The organism is Pedobacter steynii, from assembly GCF_001721645.1.
Lineage (GTDB): Bacteria > Bacteroidota > Bacteroidia > Sphingobacteriales > Sphingobacteriaceae > Pedobacter > Pedobacter steynii_A.
On the sequence record NZ_CP017141.1, the window covers coordinates 1,793,520 to 1,808,948 of the forward strand.

General features: G+C 38.5%; 9 protein-coding genes. 5 read left to right on the forward strand and 4 right to left on the reverse strand.

Going from position 1 to position 15,429, the window contains the following annotated elements; translation table 11 throughout:
• Window positions 1-7: 7 nt before the first annotated feature.
• Window positions 8-2,971 (reverse strand): endopygalactorunase, encoded by a 2,964-nt coding sequence (locus BFS30_RS07445; protein ID WP_069382335.1) that lies wholly within the window; start codon window positions 2,969-2,971, stop codon window positions 8-10.
• Between the two features lie 356 nt (window positions 2,972-3,327).
• On the opposite strand from BFS30_RS07445, the gene BFS30_RS07450 reads away from it, so the two are divergent.
• Together BFS30_RS07450 and BFS30_RS07455 are read left to right on the forward strand one after the other, a co-directional pair.
• Window positions 3,328-4,596 carry a YeiH family protein gene (locus BFS30_RS07450; protein WP_069378709.1) on the forward strand — a complete coding sequence of 423 codons (1,269 nt, stop codon included), beginning with the start codon at window positions 3,328-3,330 and terminating at the stop codon, window positions 4,594-4,596.
• 80 nt (window positions 4,597-4,676) lie between these two features.
• On the forward strand, window positions 4,677-7,208 hold the full coding sequence (locus BFS30_RS07455; RefSeq protein ID WP_069382336.1) for a hybrid sensor histidine kinase/response regulator: 2,532 nt from the start codon (window positions 4,677-4,679) through the stop codon (window positions 7,206-7,208).
• A gap of 2 nt (window positions 7,209-7,210) precedes the next feature.
• On the opposite strand, the gene BFS30_RS07460 is transcribed toward BFS30_RS07455, so the two are convergent.
• Window positions 7,211-8,539, reverse strand: coding sequence for a sigma-54-dependent transcriptional regulator (locus BFS30_RS07460; protein WP_069378710.1), 1,329 nt, complete (start codon window positions 8,537-8,539; stop codon window positions 7,211-7,213).
• A gap of 90 nt (window positions 8,540-8,629) precedes the next feature.
• Window positions 8,630-8,941, reverse strand: coding sequence for a hypothetical protein (locus BFS30_RS07465; RefSeq protein WP_069382337.1), 312 nt, complete (start codon window positions 8,939-8,941; stop codon window positions 8,630-8,632).
• 441 nt (window positions 8,942-9,382) lie between these two features.
• On the opposite strand from BFS30_RS07465, the gene BFS30_RS07470 reads away from it, so the two are divergent.
• The 3 genes from BFS30_RS07470 (at window position 9,383) to BFS30_RS07480 (ending at window position 12,441) form a co-directional block, all read left to right on the forward strand.
• The gene (locus BFS30_RS07470) at window positions 9,383-9,820 is read left to right on the forward strand and encodes an RrF2 family transcriptional regulator (protein ID WP_069378711.1); all 438 of its coding nucleotides are present in this window, start codon (window positions 9,383-9,385) and stop codon (window positions 9,818-9,820) included.
• 92 nt (window positions 9,821-9,912) lie between these two features.
• Entirely contained in the window at window positions 9,913-10,704 is a 792-nt protein-coding gene (cobA, locus tag BFS30_RS07475; RefSeq protein WP_069378712.1) for a uroporphyrinogen-III C-methyltransferase, read from the forward strand.
• A 141-nt stretch (window positions 10,705-10,845) separates the two neighbouring features.
• Entirely contained in the window at window positions 10,846-12,441 is a 1,596-nt protein-coding gene (locus BFS30_RS07480) for a S8 family peptidase (RefSeq protein ID WP_069378713.1), read from the forward strand.
• A gap of 55 nt (window positions 12,442-12,496) precedes the next feature.
• Here the strand turns inward: BFS30_RS07480 and BFS30_RS07485 are convergent, their stop codons facing one another.
• Window positions 12,497-15,019 carry a hypothetical protein gene (locus BFS30_RS07485; RefSeq protein ID WP_069378714.1) on the reverse strand — a complete coding sequence of 841 codons (2,523 nt, stop codon included), beginning with the start codon at window positions 15,017-15,019 and terminating at the stop codon, window positions 12,497-12,499.
• Between the last annotated feature and the right edge of the window lie 410 nt (window positions 15,020-15,429).

A 15,429-nucleotide genomic window follows, 5' to 3' on the forward strand; every position in this document is an offset into this window, starting at 1 on the left:
ATGAATGCTATTTTTGCTCCTTTTCCTGAATTACCAATGGTAGAGCAGGGCTATTCTCCCATTGGTCCAGATAATAAACTACCTTATCCAGATAAATGTTTTTGGACTCCTTTAGCATTATGGCCTGACTCTGGTCTTTTGATGTTACCATTTTTATATCCCTTAAGCTGGCATCTTGTACATGCTCCAGAAATATTGCATGTCTGCCATCTGGCTTCTCAAAATTAAAGCTGCTTTTTTCCAGTCTGAGCCTCTTCACATGACGTGCCCAAAGACCGTAGGAAGGAAGTGTTTTGAGGTTGGTCACATTATACTGTCCCAAGCCCAGTTCGGGGGGAGTGTTCCCGGAATCTGCGATTGGATTTCCTCCTTTATCAAGCACATGAATATCCTTAAATGAGATATTCTGGACGTATCCAGTGTGCAGGCCATTGGGTAAACGGAAGTTTAATCCCCCTTCAACAGCGGCGGAGTCCGGAAGTTGGTACCCTGCGATAATAGACGTTGATCTTTTTTGTGTGCCATCATAATTTTTCCAACGGCTCCCACCATAGGAACTGCCACTATATACCTCGCAAATGTCAACTCCCTGAATCAGGATGTTCTCTACCCGACCGATATTTACATTTTTTACCAGGAGTTCCTCTCTTTTTTTTCCGTTTTCCAGAAAAGTATATTTTCCTACATCTGCGCCAATAATTCTCCCTCGGTTGGATATAGAAATAAAGAATGGAGCAGTGGTCCGGAACATTTTAGACCTGGAATGGATCCTTCCGGTATGTCCACAGTTGAGGTGTATATCCCGTATAAGTGCCCCATCATTGGTAGATATAGAGAAACCTGCTTTGTTTGCCCCAAGAATATAGATATTATCTATACATATGTTAGTGATGTCATCGGCCGTTTCCGATCCGATCTGGAAGAGGTTGCAATTGGTGTCGCCAATAATGTTTCGTATTCTGTAATTCTTTGCTGGTCTGGTAAAACCCAGCGAGCAATCAGAGCCTGGCTTTACGATGTCATCAGAGCTTACTTTTGAATAAATATTGGTGACTTCCACTTCATTACAACCCATAAAATCGTAGATGTCTCTGGCATTGGATACCTCTTTTTTTGCAAAATAGGTGTCATGGACATTAATAGAGTCTGTTCCTGTGGCCAGTAATACAAAATGTCCTGCGCGCTCGATTTTCAACATAGAACTGCTATCAAAATCTTTGCCTCCATCTTTATCAATATAATAAGGTTCATCTTTTTCAGGATCGTACCATAAGTCGCGGTCGGTATAAATGCCGCCAATTTCCAGATTGCTGCAGCGTTTAAACGTAAACATTTTATCGCCCCTATAGTCGGGAGGATTGTTCATCACCTTGTCTCCTGTTACCAGGTTTCCATCTCCTGTAATGAGTCCTCTCCCTATAATTTTTACATTATCCAGCCGTTCTCCGAAAAACATGGAGTTCCTAAAATAATGATGACCAACATCCTGTTTGACAAGATAATTTTCGGGATCATGATAGGGCCCTTCATCTGTAGGAGAAAGTCCGGAACGGTATTTTTTATCACTGAACCAGGTTGCTTCCGGGGCGTCGGTACCTCTGATCGCCTTGATAACCGCGTCTTTATCCAGATATAAATAGACATTGCTTTTTAAGTGAACAGTTCTGACAGCGTAAGTTCCTTTGCTGAAAAGCAATGTTCCTCCTCCTTGCCCGGCAATGGAGTCGATAGCCTGGTTAATTAAGTCGGTATGGTCTTTTTGTTCATTGGCGATAATGCCGAATGCTTTAGCATCGATTTTACCGCTGTAAAATTTAACTTCATTTGAAAAAACAGGCACCTTCCCGCTACTGAATTGAAGTTTAAAATAATATTGGCGACCTGGTATTAATCCGGAAATGAAAGCAGTGTGATTTGGTTTGACGCGGGCTAAGCTACTCAACCATGTTTTGCCCTCGTCCAGCGATTGTAAAACCTGTATGTTGCCAGTTTTATTGTAGCTACTCCATCTGAAGCTGAGTTGAGTATAGGTTTCGGGCTGCTCTTTGTAATGTAAATCTTTAAGAGGAATTCTTTGAAAATCAGTAATATCGTTCCCTACCTGAAGTGCTGCGATTTCAGTTCCGGTTCCTGCGCTTTGGTATACTTTTGGTTTTGAAGTGCTATATCTGGCTTTGAATAAATAAGTGCCTGTTTTGTTCAGACTGACATTGTTAATGGTGACTTTCAGATCCGCTCCATTTGCCGGGCGAAGGTCAAGATGATCGAATATTAAGGTTTGCCCGGTAGACGGGTTGCCTTTAATGGAGACATTTCCTACGCTTGAATAGGAGTAATTTCTGCCAGTTTTGCCGATGGACTGACGATCTAGATCTTTTAATTTCACTTCCCCGCGGCCAATGACATTGACCGTTGTGTTTTCCATATTCACCTCAATTCCCGGAGCCAGATCAATGCTTATCCTTGCATTTGGACTTCTCTGGCCTGCTGTAAAATAAAGTATCAGTGACTGAGGAGCATTTATCGTCATCTTTTTCTTTTCCAGCCATAATTTACCGCTGATAGCCTGCTCTTTTAACGAAATGTAGTAAACTTTCCGGGATTCTCCATCAGCTGAGGTTACTGTAAGCCGGTCTCCTTCGAGTAACGCTCCTTCCTGTTTGTTAGTCCCTGAAGCGTCGCTGAACTGATATTTTTGGACGGAACCGTCTGTGGACCTGATCTGTATTAACAGTCCTTTTCTTCCGATATTTGTAGAAATCAATCCCAGGTCCTCAGGAGTATCGACCGTATAGGAGTAAGTACTGCCATTTATAACAGTGAGGGTATCTTTATGGATTCCCACAATATGACTTGCATTTTCAGTAGCAAGTATTTCGGTTCTGCCAGTGATTGAGGGATTAATCTGGGCATTTGCAACCTGTAAAAACCATAGGAAAATGCAGATTAACAGAAAGGAGAACTTCTTCATTTTTTTGTCGAGTAAGATTAAGTTAAAAATCGGGAATAAGTACTCAACTTTCTTAACTAAATAGTCAGCTATTCTGGCAATTAAAGGCATTATTATCACCTTGAAAAAATAAATGAAAATAAATTCTATTAAATTAGTAGACTTTATTATATTTGCTCTCAGTAAGCTTAAAGAATATAATTCTCAGCCCGCCCGGGCTGATGCTTAGAAAATATTAGATGTTTGGTTAGATCTAAGTTTTGTTTGGTTAAAAGCCAGGTTGGATGACCTGGCTTTTTCATGTTTTATAAGGATGAAGGAATTAGGTGTTGAAGAATAAAATCTTAAATTACACCACACAAATAAATAAACCTGTAATGACTAAAAAATTCTTAAAAACCACAAATTTTTCCATCCACGAAGATTGGACTGTAGTTATTCTTGGATCACTCGTCATCCTTATTTCAATTTTCTTTTTTCAGGTGCCTGTTCCTGCTTTTAAATGGGACAATTCTACCATATTGTTTGATAAAGTCCTCAGTTTTGATAACCTCAGGGCTATGCTCATCCAGTTCTTTTTTATAGTGTGTATTGGGGGGCTGGGAACATGGATAATGGGTAAATCAGTAAAAAATTTTTTCATAGGCTTTCCGGTAGTTTATTTCCTGACAATGATCGCACTGGTGATTGCCGGCAATGCAACGATGAGGTCTTTCAATCTGGAAGCAGTAATTTTCAGTCTGATGATTGGTCTTGCCATCAGTAATTTTTTCAAATTGCCAGACTGGTTCCGTGCTACACTTTCTACGGAGCTTTTTGTAAAGATTGGATTAGTTTTACTGGGCACAACGGTAATTTTTGCAGATATTCTTAAGGCTGGCTCTCTTGGCCTGATCCAGGCACTAGTGGTCGTGATTTCTGTCTGGTACTTTGCATTCTGGCTATGTAAAAAGCTTAAGATAGACAATGAACTTACGATGATGATCTCCAGTGCGGTGTCAATTTGTGGCGTTTCAGCAGCGATTGCTACTTCAGGTGCAATTAAGGGTGATTCAAAAAAGCTCTCTTATGTGATCTCTATGGTATTAATTACAGCGATTCCTATGATGATTTTTATGCCATACATTGCCAATTACTTTTCCTTTTCACAATCAGTTACAGGAGCATGGATTGGTGGAAGTATCGACACGAGCGGAGCGGTAGTGGCATCGGGGACTTTAGTAGGAGAGGAAGCTTTAAAAATCAGTACGATAGTCAAGTTTTCTCAGAATGTTTTATTGGGAATTGCAGCTTTTGTGATTAGCATATACTGGTCATATACGAATCATACTGATGAAAGTGGTGCCAGAGTTAAGCCTACACTAGGTGTGATCTGGGAGCGCTTTCCTAAATTTGTTTTAGGCTTCATAGGCGCTTCACTGTTGTTTTCCTTCCTATTGTCACAGGAAACAGTAACTGTTGTAAAAGACGGTCTTAAAAATTTGCAGGGTGCCTGGTTTGCACTGGCATTCACGAGTATAGGTTTGGAAACTAATTTTAAGGACCTTTTTAAGCATAACAGTAAAAGCCCATTTTATGCTTTTCTGATTGCGCAACTGTTCAATGTGATCATTACTTTAATTGTAGCCTTCTTTTTGTTTGGTTAATCTATTCTTTTCCTGAAAATCAGATAATGGCAGGTTACTTGCTGTTCTAATTACATTATCAATTGATGTCATCCAAAAAAATGAGGAATACGCCAAAGCAGAGTTTGTTTAAAGCAATTAAAGGAAAGATTATTATTGCATTGTTATTGGCCTGTTTTGCATTGGTAATGGCCTGGGGAGTGAGTAAGGTTGCCTTTAATGAGATGTTAAATACTGTAGAAAACATCTCTGCTCCGAGTGAACGTTTAAGGATGGTGAACCTGATTTCTCTTAAAATAAGCCGATTAGATCAACTGCAAAAACGACAGGCCTCCAATGACCCGAAAAACTATGGTAAGCTATTTAAAGAATCAAGACAATTGCGATTGGTTTTGGATTCTTTGTCGATGTTATATCCAAAAGATTCTGTACAGCTTCACCGTATCGCAAGTATTCAAAAGCTTTTAAGTGAAAGAGATAACCAGTTTGTCAATTATCTAAAGGTCAGAGAGGGCCTGGTAAATAATAAGTCATTCTCCACACAGGTGAAAAATCTAAGTGATCTGGTCAATAAAAGTGGGAACGACAGTACAATTTTAGCTTCTCAACAGCAGACTTCTACCACCACGATTTATTCAACTGAAGATAAGAACAGGGGTTTTTTTGGCCGACTTTTCGGAAAGAAAAAAGAGAATAAAGAAGATAACAAATCTTATAAAATTATCAATGAGCAGAATGTAAAAGTAGATACGATTGCACTATCAAATGAAGAGAAAATTTCTAAAAGCCTTGAAGAATCCCTTAGGACAATTGAAAAAGAGCAGAGAATGAAAAGTGCGAGGTTCCTGAATAAGGAGGCCGAACTGGCGAATGCCAATAACAGGCTGATCAATCAGATGCTCGATATCCTTAGAAAAGTAGAAAGCGAAGTGGTTACCCAAATAGAATTAAATGGTGTTCAGGCTAAGCATGTCGTTAATACCGGAATTAATACCATCAGTATCATTATGCTGGTTTTTTTTCTACTGATGTTGTTATTACTGTATTTCATCCTGACAGACATTACGCGAAGTAACCGCTATAAAAATGAACTGGAGCTGGCAAGAGATGAAGCTGAATATCATGGTCAGGCAAAGCAACGCTTCCTTTCTAATATGAGCCATGAAATCAGGACTCCTTTACAATCAATTATCGGATATGCTGAAGTCATCCGGCAGCAGGAGCATCCGAAACCTAAAGATATAGATGCTATCTATCATTCATCTGAACATCTGTTACAGATTGTAAATGAGGTATTGGATTATAACCGGATCATTTCAGGCAAGTTTACTTTCGCCGATAAACCTTTTGATATCACAAAGCTTTTGGAGGAGGTCGTTTCTGTAATGCGCCCACAGGCAGAAAGGAAATCATTGGATCTGTTAACAGAAGTGACACTTCATGAAACCCGATACATCACTGGAGATGCCTTCCGCTTAAAACAAATTCTTTATAACCTGTTGGGTAATGCAATCAAATTTACTAATGAAGGGGAGGTTATACTTTCTGTGTTTTATAAAAGACAGGCTGAGAACCTTCATTTCACCTTCATGGTGAAAGATACCGGGATAGGCCTTTCGGAAGCAGCAACAAAAGTGATCTTTAATGAGTTTGAGCAGGTCAATACACCAGACAATGAAGTGCTGAATCAGGCTGGAACGGGCCTTGGTTTAACAATCATTAAATCATTGGTAGAAAATCAGGCTGGTAGGATTTATGTGAAAAGCAAGCAGGGTGAAGGAAGTGTTTTTACCGTGTATCTGACTTTCAAAGTCGCAGAAGAGCCGATTGAAGAACTTTTATTGAGTTCAAAGGAAAGGGTATCCTGGAAGCAATTCAAAGTCTGGGTCGTAGATGATGATCCCCTTATCCTTGATCTATGTGGCATTATTTTTCAAAGAAATGAAATCGAATATAAAAGTTTTCATTCTCCATCCCAATTATTGAAAGAGGAGCCAGATGATCATTTGAAATACATTCTGGTTGACATGAGAATGCCGGAAATGAACGGGATTGACCTTTGCAGGCTTCTCAGGGAACGGATGGGTACGAAAGTGAAGATTTTTGCCATTACTGCGCAGGTCCTTCCTGATGAGCGGGAATTTCTTTTGAACAATGGCTTTGATGGCCTGGTAATGAAACCTTTCAGGGAAAACGAATTGCTGGCGGTATTTTCTGAAGAAATAAGCTTATCTGAGGATCTTGAGGAAGATAATAAGGGAACAGAACAATTCAAAGCAGAAGTAGGTATAGTGGATGAGGTTGAATTGGATCTTGGGCCGTTACGTAAGATGACTTTTGATGATAAAGATCAATTAAAAATGATATTGGATCGTTTTACTTTTGATTCAGAAAATGATACCCAGGAGATTCAAAAAGCATTAAAGGAGGAGGATGGAGAAATACTCCGTTTAGTTACCCACCGGCTTGCAGGCCGGATTGCCCAGATTGGGTCCCGAAAACTGGCGGCTGATTTCCGGGAGATGGAAATCGCCTTGTCTGAGCATCCGGTTCCTGAAGAAGGTATCAGGAACCGCATCCTGGTTTTGTCTGAACAATTGAAAATGCTAATCAATCAGCTGAAAAAGATTTGATTTTATTCTATTTCATAACGCTCCATTTTACTGTATAGGGTCTTACGATCTATATTCAGTAATTTGGCAGCCTTGGATTTATTGTACTTCACCTTTACTAGAGTTTCTATAATCAGCATCTTTTCATTTACCTCATTTATGGCTTTAAGATCAGAGCCATTTGGTTTCGGAATCTGGTTAATAGAGATGATCATTTCTTCCGGTAAAGAATCCACTTCCGCAGTTTCCGAGGGAGTCAGCAGTACCATTCTTTTGATCACATTCTTTAACTCCCTTAAATTTCCAGGCCAGTCATATTGAAGTAAAAGATCTTTCGCCTGTTGGGATAAATTTTGCACATTTCGTTGTAACTCCGTATTGGAAAGCCTGATGAAATGATTAATGAAAAGCTCGATGTCTTTACCCCTGTCCCTTAATGCGGGAAGCTGAATTTTGAATTCATTTAAACGATGGTAAAGGTCTTCCCGGAAAGAACCATTGGCCACACTTGTTTTAAGGTCGTCATTGGTTGCGGTAATGATCCTTACATCTACTTTTATCGTTTTTGTACTACCTAGAGGCTGGATGATGCGCTCTTGTAAGGCACGTAACATCTTTACCTGAACTTCATAGCTGAGATTTCCTACTTCATCCAAAAACAAGGTGCCTCCGTTGGCCGCTTCAAACTGGCCTTTTTTATCTGTCAGGGCGCCTGTAAATGCACCTTTGGCATGTCCGAATAGCTCACTTGCTGCCAGATCTTTAGATAAGGCACCACAATCAATTGCGACGAAGGGTTTATCTTTACGCTTGCTTTGCATGTGGAGTGCTCTTGCGGCATATTCTTTACCTGTTCCGCTTTCTCCCTGAATGATCACCGACATGTCGGTTGGGGCAACCAGGTTAATGTGTTCGTATAATTTATCAGCAATACTGCTTTTTCCTTTGATAGCGTCTCCATGTTCAATAGAAGGGCCTGAACCTGGGCTTTCTTTTTTGCCCAGGGAGTTGTTGATGATCATCAGCAATTCGTCCGGATTCACGGGCTTGGTAATGTAATCGAATGCTCCTAACTGGATTGATTTTACCGCAGTTCTTACATCATTGAAACTGGTCATGATAATGACCGGCAGGTTTAGTCCTTTTCCACGTACATGAGATAATACATCCAGCCCTGTTCCGTCAGGTAAACGATAATCTACCAATAAAAGGTCAAAACTTTGCTGTTCTATCAGTTTTAGACTTTTTTTTACATCATTCACCGGGATGGGTTCATGACCATGTTTGGTCAGAAAACCTTCCAGTAACTGCGAAAAAGTGAGGTCGTCTTCAATAATCAGTATTTTTGCCATAAGGATTTCGCTTGTAATTATAGCAAAAATACAAAAGCCGGAGGACATCCGGCTTTTGTGAAGTATATTAATTTGATATTTATTGTGGGCTTACTCAATAACTGCACCTTCTTTAGATAATTTTAAAGAAGCAGTTTCTTCTCCTTTTTTGGCATCGATCTGATAGTATTCAGATTTATCTGCTTTAGTTACTAAAAATGCGGCAGTTGGAGTCCACTCTTTATATTTGTCAGATGCTAATGTTGTTTTAACTGCATCAGGAAGATCTTTCAATTCAACCGGAGCCTTTGTTACACTGTCCTGTTTTACAGTAACCATTACTGGATTTTTAACGTCACTTGCTTTTACCTGAGTTAATCCTACGAATGCTAAAATTGCTGCTGATAAGATGATCTTTTTCATAATTCTATATTTTAAAAATTTATTATTCTGTTGTGATTGTGCTGAGATAGATTTCATAATGATGCCAGAATAGCGAAAAGTGGGCAAATGGCTTATAATCAAAGGAAAATGCGCCTTCACTGAAAAAATACTGTTGCGTTATTCCACACTTTGTTGTGGAAAGAAACAGATGGCTCAGGCGTAGAAGAGACTTTGTTTTGGTAAGGTATAGTTGTATTATCTTACGAGTTTCGTACAAGTATCATGCGATATCGCGCTGGGTCTTCCCTGACTCAGAGTTGAAGAAAATTTGAAGAAGGGTCGAAGAACACTCGGAGAAGAGTTGAATAGTTTCACAAACCAAACATAGCCATGCCCGACGGATATGGCATTCAATTCTCTAATTTATACCCATATATTAGGCTATGAGAAAGTAATGTATTTTTTCTTAACTTTGTCTTTATGCTATCTAAGAAGACTAAATACGCAATAAAGGCGCTTGTTGCGCTCGGAAAAAACACTGGAAATCCTCCTATGCAAATCGTGAGATTGGCAGAACAGGAAATGATCCCCAGAAAGTTCTTAGAGCAAATCCTTTTGGACATGCGTAATGCAGGTTACCTGTACAGTAAGAAAGGTGCAGGAGGTGGTTACAGCCTGAATAAAGAGCCTGGTGACATTTATCTGGCGGATATTCTTCGTATTACTGACGGACCAATTGCGATGGTGCCCTGCGCAAGTCTCAAATTCTACCGTAAATGCGATGAATGCCATGACGAGATAACCTGTGGCATTCGAAAAACTTTTATTGATGTTCGGGATGCGACATTAAAAGTCCTTGCTCAAACTTCTATTGCAGACGTTATTGCGCGTGAAACGGATGAAAGTATTGTTCAGTAATATTTAATTTCAAATAAAATCTACTACTTCTATAGTCTTTTTGTATATTTGTATTTCCAAGACAAATATGTGATACCTTTAAACGTAAGGCTATGATTTTAAATAAGATAGAAAGTGGTGTAAAAGAACCTAAAATTACATTGGTAGGAGCTGGTCCAGGTGATCCTGAACTGATCAGTCTGAAAGGTGTTAAAGCGATAGCCAGCGCAGATGTGGTATTGTATGACGCACAGGTGAATGAAGCACTACTTAATCACGCCCCGGAAAAAGCAATAAAAATATTTGTTGGTAGTAAATCTGATGACGAGTCATTTTCGCAGGATGCGGTAAATAAGCTGATGATCGATTACGCGCTAAACTTCGGTCACGTGGTCAGATTGAAAAGTGGTGATCCTTTTGTTTTTGCACGTGGCTTTGAAGAAGTTGACTATGCAGAATCCTATAGCATTCAGACAGAAATTATCCCAGGAATTTCCAGCGCTTTAGGTGTTCCGGGCTTACATAAAATACCAATGACTTATCATACGCTGAGCGAAAGCTTTTGGGTGCTTAGTGGGACAAATGCTGCGGGTGAGCTTTCTCCTGATCTGGGGGTAGCTGCCAAGTCAAAAGCTACTGTTGTTGTTCTGATGGGGATTGAGAAGATCCGCGAGATTGCGGAGATTTTTCAAAAAGAAGGTAAAAACAGACTTCCGGTGGCGGTGATTGAAAACGGATCATCGGTAAATGAACATATAAAGATAGGAGTGGTAGATACCATTGCGGAATTAATCGAAGACAATAAGATTTCTTCCCCTGCATTACTTGTTTTTGGAGATGTGGTCTCGCTTCATCCTTCCTTTGCAAGGATTAAGGACTTTTACGAAATGTTGTCATTACAATAATAATTATTATATTTTGTTAGAGAAGCCAGATATTAGTATCTGGCTTTTTACGTTTATGGGATAGAAGATTGGTGATTGTCGCATATCGGGCATAAATACCTTGCCATAATTATTAATTAACTTTGTTTAAAATATCAACTTATGAATAAAATAAAAGCAAATTTTTGCTGCCGGAGAATCCTGGGTTTGTCTTTATTAACTGCCATTCCATTTTTGTCAATGGCACAAAAACCAAACTGGCAGAATCTGGATCTTAAAGCAGATTCTACTTTCGGTATCAGTACAGAGAAAGCTTATAATGAATTGTTAAAAGGGAAAAAGTCCAAACCTGTAATAGTGGCTGTTTTGGATGGGGGAGTAGACAATAACCACGAAGACCTGAAAACCATTATTTGGATAAACAAAAAAGAAAAAGCAGGAAACGGAAAAGACGATGATAAAAACGGGTATATAGATGATATCTATGGATGGAACTTTTTAGGTTCTGCAAAGGGTTCAGTGAATCATGAGACGCTGGAATTGACACGTCTGGTTCGTAGGGACAATGCTAAATTTGGTAATTCTGATGCTACATCTGTAAAAGCAAATGAACTCACGGCATTTGAGGCTTATCAGAAAAATAAAACAGAGCTGGAAAAAGAACTGGCTGAAGCGAAAGATGGATTTCAACGGGTATCTGCTTTTAAAACTGTGATCGATGAGGTGGTGAAAAAGATAGGAAAAGAAAGCCCTACCGTTGCTGATTTCCAAAGTTTCAGTCCTGCTAATGATATGGAAAAAAATATCCAGAGAATTATGATCGAGCAGCTGAAAAATGCCACTTTCAAGGAATTTTATGATGGTCAGGTTGTAGCTGGATATGATCACTTCAAAACGCAGATCGATTATAACCTGAACCTGGATTATGATCCAAGAGCTATTGTTGGTGACGATCCTGAAAACACTAAGGAACGTTTTTATGGTAATAATGATGTTGCAGGTCCGGATGCAAGTCATGGATCTCACGTTTCGGGAATTATTGCCGCTGTAAGAACCAATGACCTTGGAATAAAAGGGGTTGCAGATAATGTCGTAATCATGGCTGTCCGCAATACTCCTAATGGGGATGAACGTGACAAAGATGTCGCAAATGCAATCCGATATGCAGCTGATAACGGAGCAAAAGTAATCAATATGAGTTTTGGCAAATCATATTCATGGAATAAAGCCATAGTTGATGATGCGGTAAAATATGCGGTTTCAAAAGATGTCTTACTGGTTCACGCGGCAGGTAATGATAATAATGATCTGGAGGTTGAACAAAACTTCCCTAATCCGGAATATGCAGATGGTGGAGTAGCCAGTTCATGGATTACGGTAGGAGCTTCAGGTTGGTTAAATGACGGGTCAATCAAGGCAAACTTTTCAAATTACGGCAAAACTAAGGTAGATGTGTTTGCACCAGGTGTAAATATCAATTCAACTGTTCCGGGTTCTAAATATGAAAAATTTAATGGAACAAGTATGGCGGCACCTGTTGTTGCTGGTTTGGCCGGACTAATCCGTTCTTATTATCCTAAGTTGACTGCAGTGGAGGTTAAAGATATTATCCTTAAATCTGTGGTTAAAGTAGATCAGGTTGTAAAAGTGGAGCAAGGCTCTGCAATTAAGGATATTCCTTTTTCTGATCTATGCGTAACCGGAGGTATTGTAAATGCCTATAACGCACTAAAACTTGCAGCAGAATATAAAAAATAAGCATTATTTTGTATTTAAAAAGAAAAGCCATTAATCAAATTAATGGCTTTTCTTTTTAGCATACTGTGACCAATAATTTATGAGGTATTTTTCTTTCTTCCATAAAGCATAAACGTTCGTATTTGTATTCGTTTACCTTTACCGGGTCTTTCAGGTCTTTAAAAATGGCAATAATGACATCATACATCATAATGCAATTCAGATTGAGTTCATTTCTTTTAAAAATCTGAATGCACTCGTTTGAATACTCATAGGCAAGTACATACTCTCCTCTGTTTCTGAGTTGGTTTGCCTGCATCATCCTTAAAATAGATTCGGAATATTCAGTTAGCTTAAAGCGTGTTTTGTTATTGTGGATCTCGACCAATATATGTTCTATCTGATCGGTTTTCTTGCCCGGATTTACCTTTGAACTTGATAAGGCAAAAACGTTCATCATAAAAATAGTAAACGCTGTTCGTTTTGAGAATACACGCGGATGTAATTTGGAAATGGTCCTGATAATGTGGATTGTTCCTTCATCACTACCATAGAACGTATTGAGGATTAGTAGTAACACATAAGCTATTCCTTGCTTGGTGTCAAGTACTGCTTTCGTTTCTAAGAAAGTATAATTGAAACTTTCCAGGTCCTGAATAATAGGATGTGATTCAACGGTTTTGTTGCTTAGTTTAAGATAGATTAACCAGGTTAGCTCATATGGATTTATTGGCCATCCTTTAACATCTAAGGCGCTTAGTTTGTTTAATCTCATGGCTACCCGCTCCTGGTCCATACTCATGATGTCAAAAATGGCGAGGATAGATTGATAAATTAAACGATTTTCATCGGTATCAGCCACATCTGCAAGAACAGTTACTGCCTCTTTATAACAGGAATCCACAAAATCAAAGTTAATCAGTTGTTTGATGAGGATGTCATGAAGCTTATGGTCAGTCAGCAGTTTGATGGTATCCGGACTGTAACGTGCACGGAACCTCAGATTCTCTGCAATGAAGAGAATGAGGTAATTTCGCTCAAAATAGTTCAGTTGCAGATCGAAAATATGAGAGAGGGATCTGAAATCACCAATTCGTATGATAAAGCGAATGGTCCACTGTAAAAGATGGAACCGGACATTATTGCTTTCGTAGGAACTTTGGATGAACTGAAAGAAAGTCCAGTCTACCTGCAAATGGAATTTTTCCAGCAATTCGATAAACAGGAAGTACTCAAATATATGAGGATAGATGAAACGGACATATTCTCTTGGTTGATAATCATCATGGCTTTTTTCTTCCATCAGGATACCCTCTGATAAAAGCTCCATGTATGCATTTTTAAATGCCGATAGTTCGCCGATTAAAAGATCTTTTGGTACGGAATCTATTTTTTTACCATAATCGGTTAGCTGAATCACTTTTTTGAGAAAGAGAATTTTCTCGGTATAATAATTTGACCTGTAAATCTTTTCCTGGATAAACCTGGAAATCAGCTCATGAAAAGTGATGCTTGTAGAATAGTTAAAATACGGATCTTCTTCTTTTAGCTGATAGTACAGTTGTATATATAAAGGAAATTTTAATTGAGATTTAAGCTTTGGATTTAATTCATAGACATCTGAATGGTTAATTTTGCAGATAATCTGATCTACCTCTTTACCAGTCAGAGGAGGAACATTAGACACTTCATTTTGGTTGAAGTAGTTTCCTGTAAACCATTTGGATTTTAAGAATGCAGAGTGTCTGATACAGTCGTAAAATCTCATCCAGGTTGTAGACCGCATACTCATCACCAATTTAATGCAGTCTATATTTTCAATAGAACAAATAAAACTGATGATGCTTTCAAAAAGTTGTTTCTTTAAATCTTTTTTGATGATAAGTTCTGAAAATCCGTCCAGCATAATGATGAACTTCTTTCCGGTCATACTGTAATTCTCCTGGATATGTTCGAGTAAGCTCTCTTTGTGGTAAATGCCCAATTGCATTTTGAGCTGGTCCTCGAAATTCAGGGTAATTTGATCCGCATTAAAAAAGCTGTTTGCTGTAATAAACATTACAGTAGATTCTTTTTGAGCAGAAGATTCGTTATTAAAGAATTTTTCTACTAAATGGCTGAGAAGAATTGTCCTTCCGTAACCGGGTTGTGAAATAAAACAGGTATAAGTATAATTGCTTTTAAAGAAGTCATCAAAATCATGTTCCGCAAATTTTCTGCTGATGGTCATTTCGTAAGGGATACCAGAACGATTTTTTATTCCTTTCAGCGTGAAGTCTGTGATTTTTCTGGCATTACGCCGGATATCAGTCCAGTTAGTAGCACTTTCCTGTACATTTAAATGTACAGGGGCAGCCCAACTTCCAACCTGTTCCTTATTGACATATTCTGATAATGTGGTCAGGGTAAATTTTGAAAAGTTATGTTTTACCACTGCAAATCCAAACAACCTTTTGATGGTTGTCTCACTTACATTCTTATTTAGTGTTTTACTGATTTCAATGGAGATCCTTTTACAATCAGCAGGAGTGATGGTTCGAATTCCTGTTTTTAATAGGATTAGACTCTTTACTTCATTTAAGGTAGATATATCGTCCATATACAGTACGAGTGAGCATTAATTTCTTCAACTAAACGAATATAATGCTTTCGGGACAATAATGAACGCCCGGATATGAAGTAAAAAAATGAATGAAAACAGTTTTGTGTTGGTAATTTACTGATATGCAAATGGTTATGTGTTATTTGCTGATCCGAATTGAAAAGGGTATGATCAAAAATGAACAAAATGAATAACCGATTCATTTTGCATTCAGCAAATGAACAATTCGAACGGACGTTGCGAAGCAATCTATGATTAAAATTGCATCAAAGTAAAATTTTGACATCTCAATTCCGCTCATATGAAATGCACTTCTACCTCTCAAAGACTTAAAAAATCAATTCTCGTCTTTTTAAGTATTATAGCTATAACGCTTTTAAATTTAAATTCGTATGCACAATCTAAAC

Coding starts and splice junctions, on each gene's coding strand:
- cobA (WP_069378712.1), top strand. CDS start 9,913: ATGATTTTAAATAAGATAGAAAGTGGTGTAAAAGAACCTAAAATTACA.
- BFS30_RS07465 (WP_069382337.1), bottom strand. CDS start 8,941: ATGAAAAAGATCATCTTATCAGCAGCAATTTTAGCATTCGTAGGATTA.
- BFS30_RS07460 (WP_069378710.1), bottom strand. CDS start 8,539: ATGGCAAAAATACTGATTATTGAAGACGACCTCACTTTTTCGCAGTTA.
- BFS30_RS07455 (WP_069382336.1), top strand. CDS start 4,677: ATGAGGAATACGCCAAAGCAGAGTTTGTTTAAAGCAATTAAAGGAAAG.
- BFS30_RS07485 (WP_069378714.1), bottom strand. CDS start 15,019: ATGGACGATATATCTACCTTAAATGAAGTAAAGAGTCTAATCCTATTA.
- BFS30_RS07470 (WP_069378711.1), top strand. CDS start 9,383: ATGCTATCTAAGAAGACTAAATACGCAATAAAGGCGCTTGTTGCGCTC.
- BFS30_RS07480 (WP_069378713.1), top strand. CDS start 10,846: ATGAATAAAATAAAAGCAAATTTTTGCTGCCGGAGAATCCTGGGTTTG.
- BFS30_RS07445 (WP_069382335.1), bottom strand. CDS start 2,971: ATGAAGAAGTTCTCCTTTCTGTTAATCTGCATTTTCCTATGGTTTTTA.
- BFS30_RS07450 (WP_069378709.1), top strand. CDS start 3,328: ATGACTAAAAAATTCTTAAAAACCACAAATTTTTCCATCCACGAAGAT.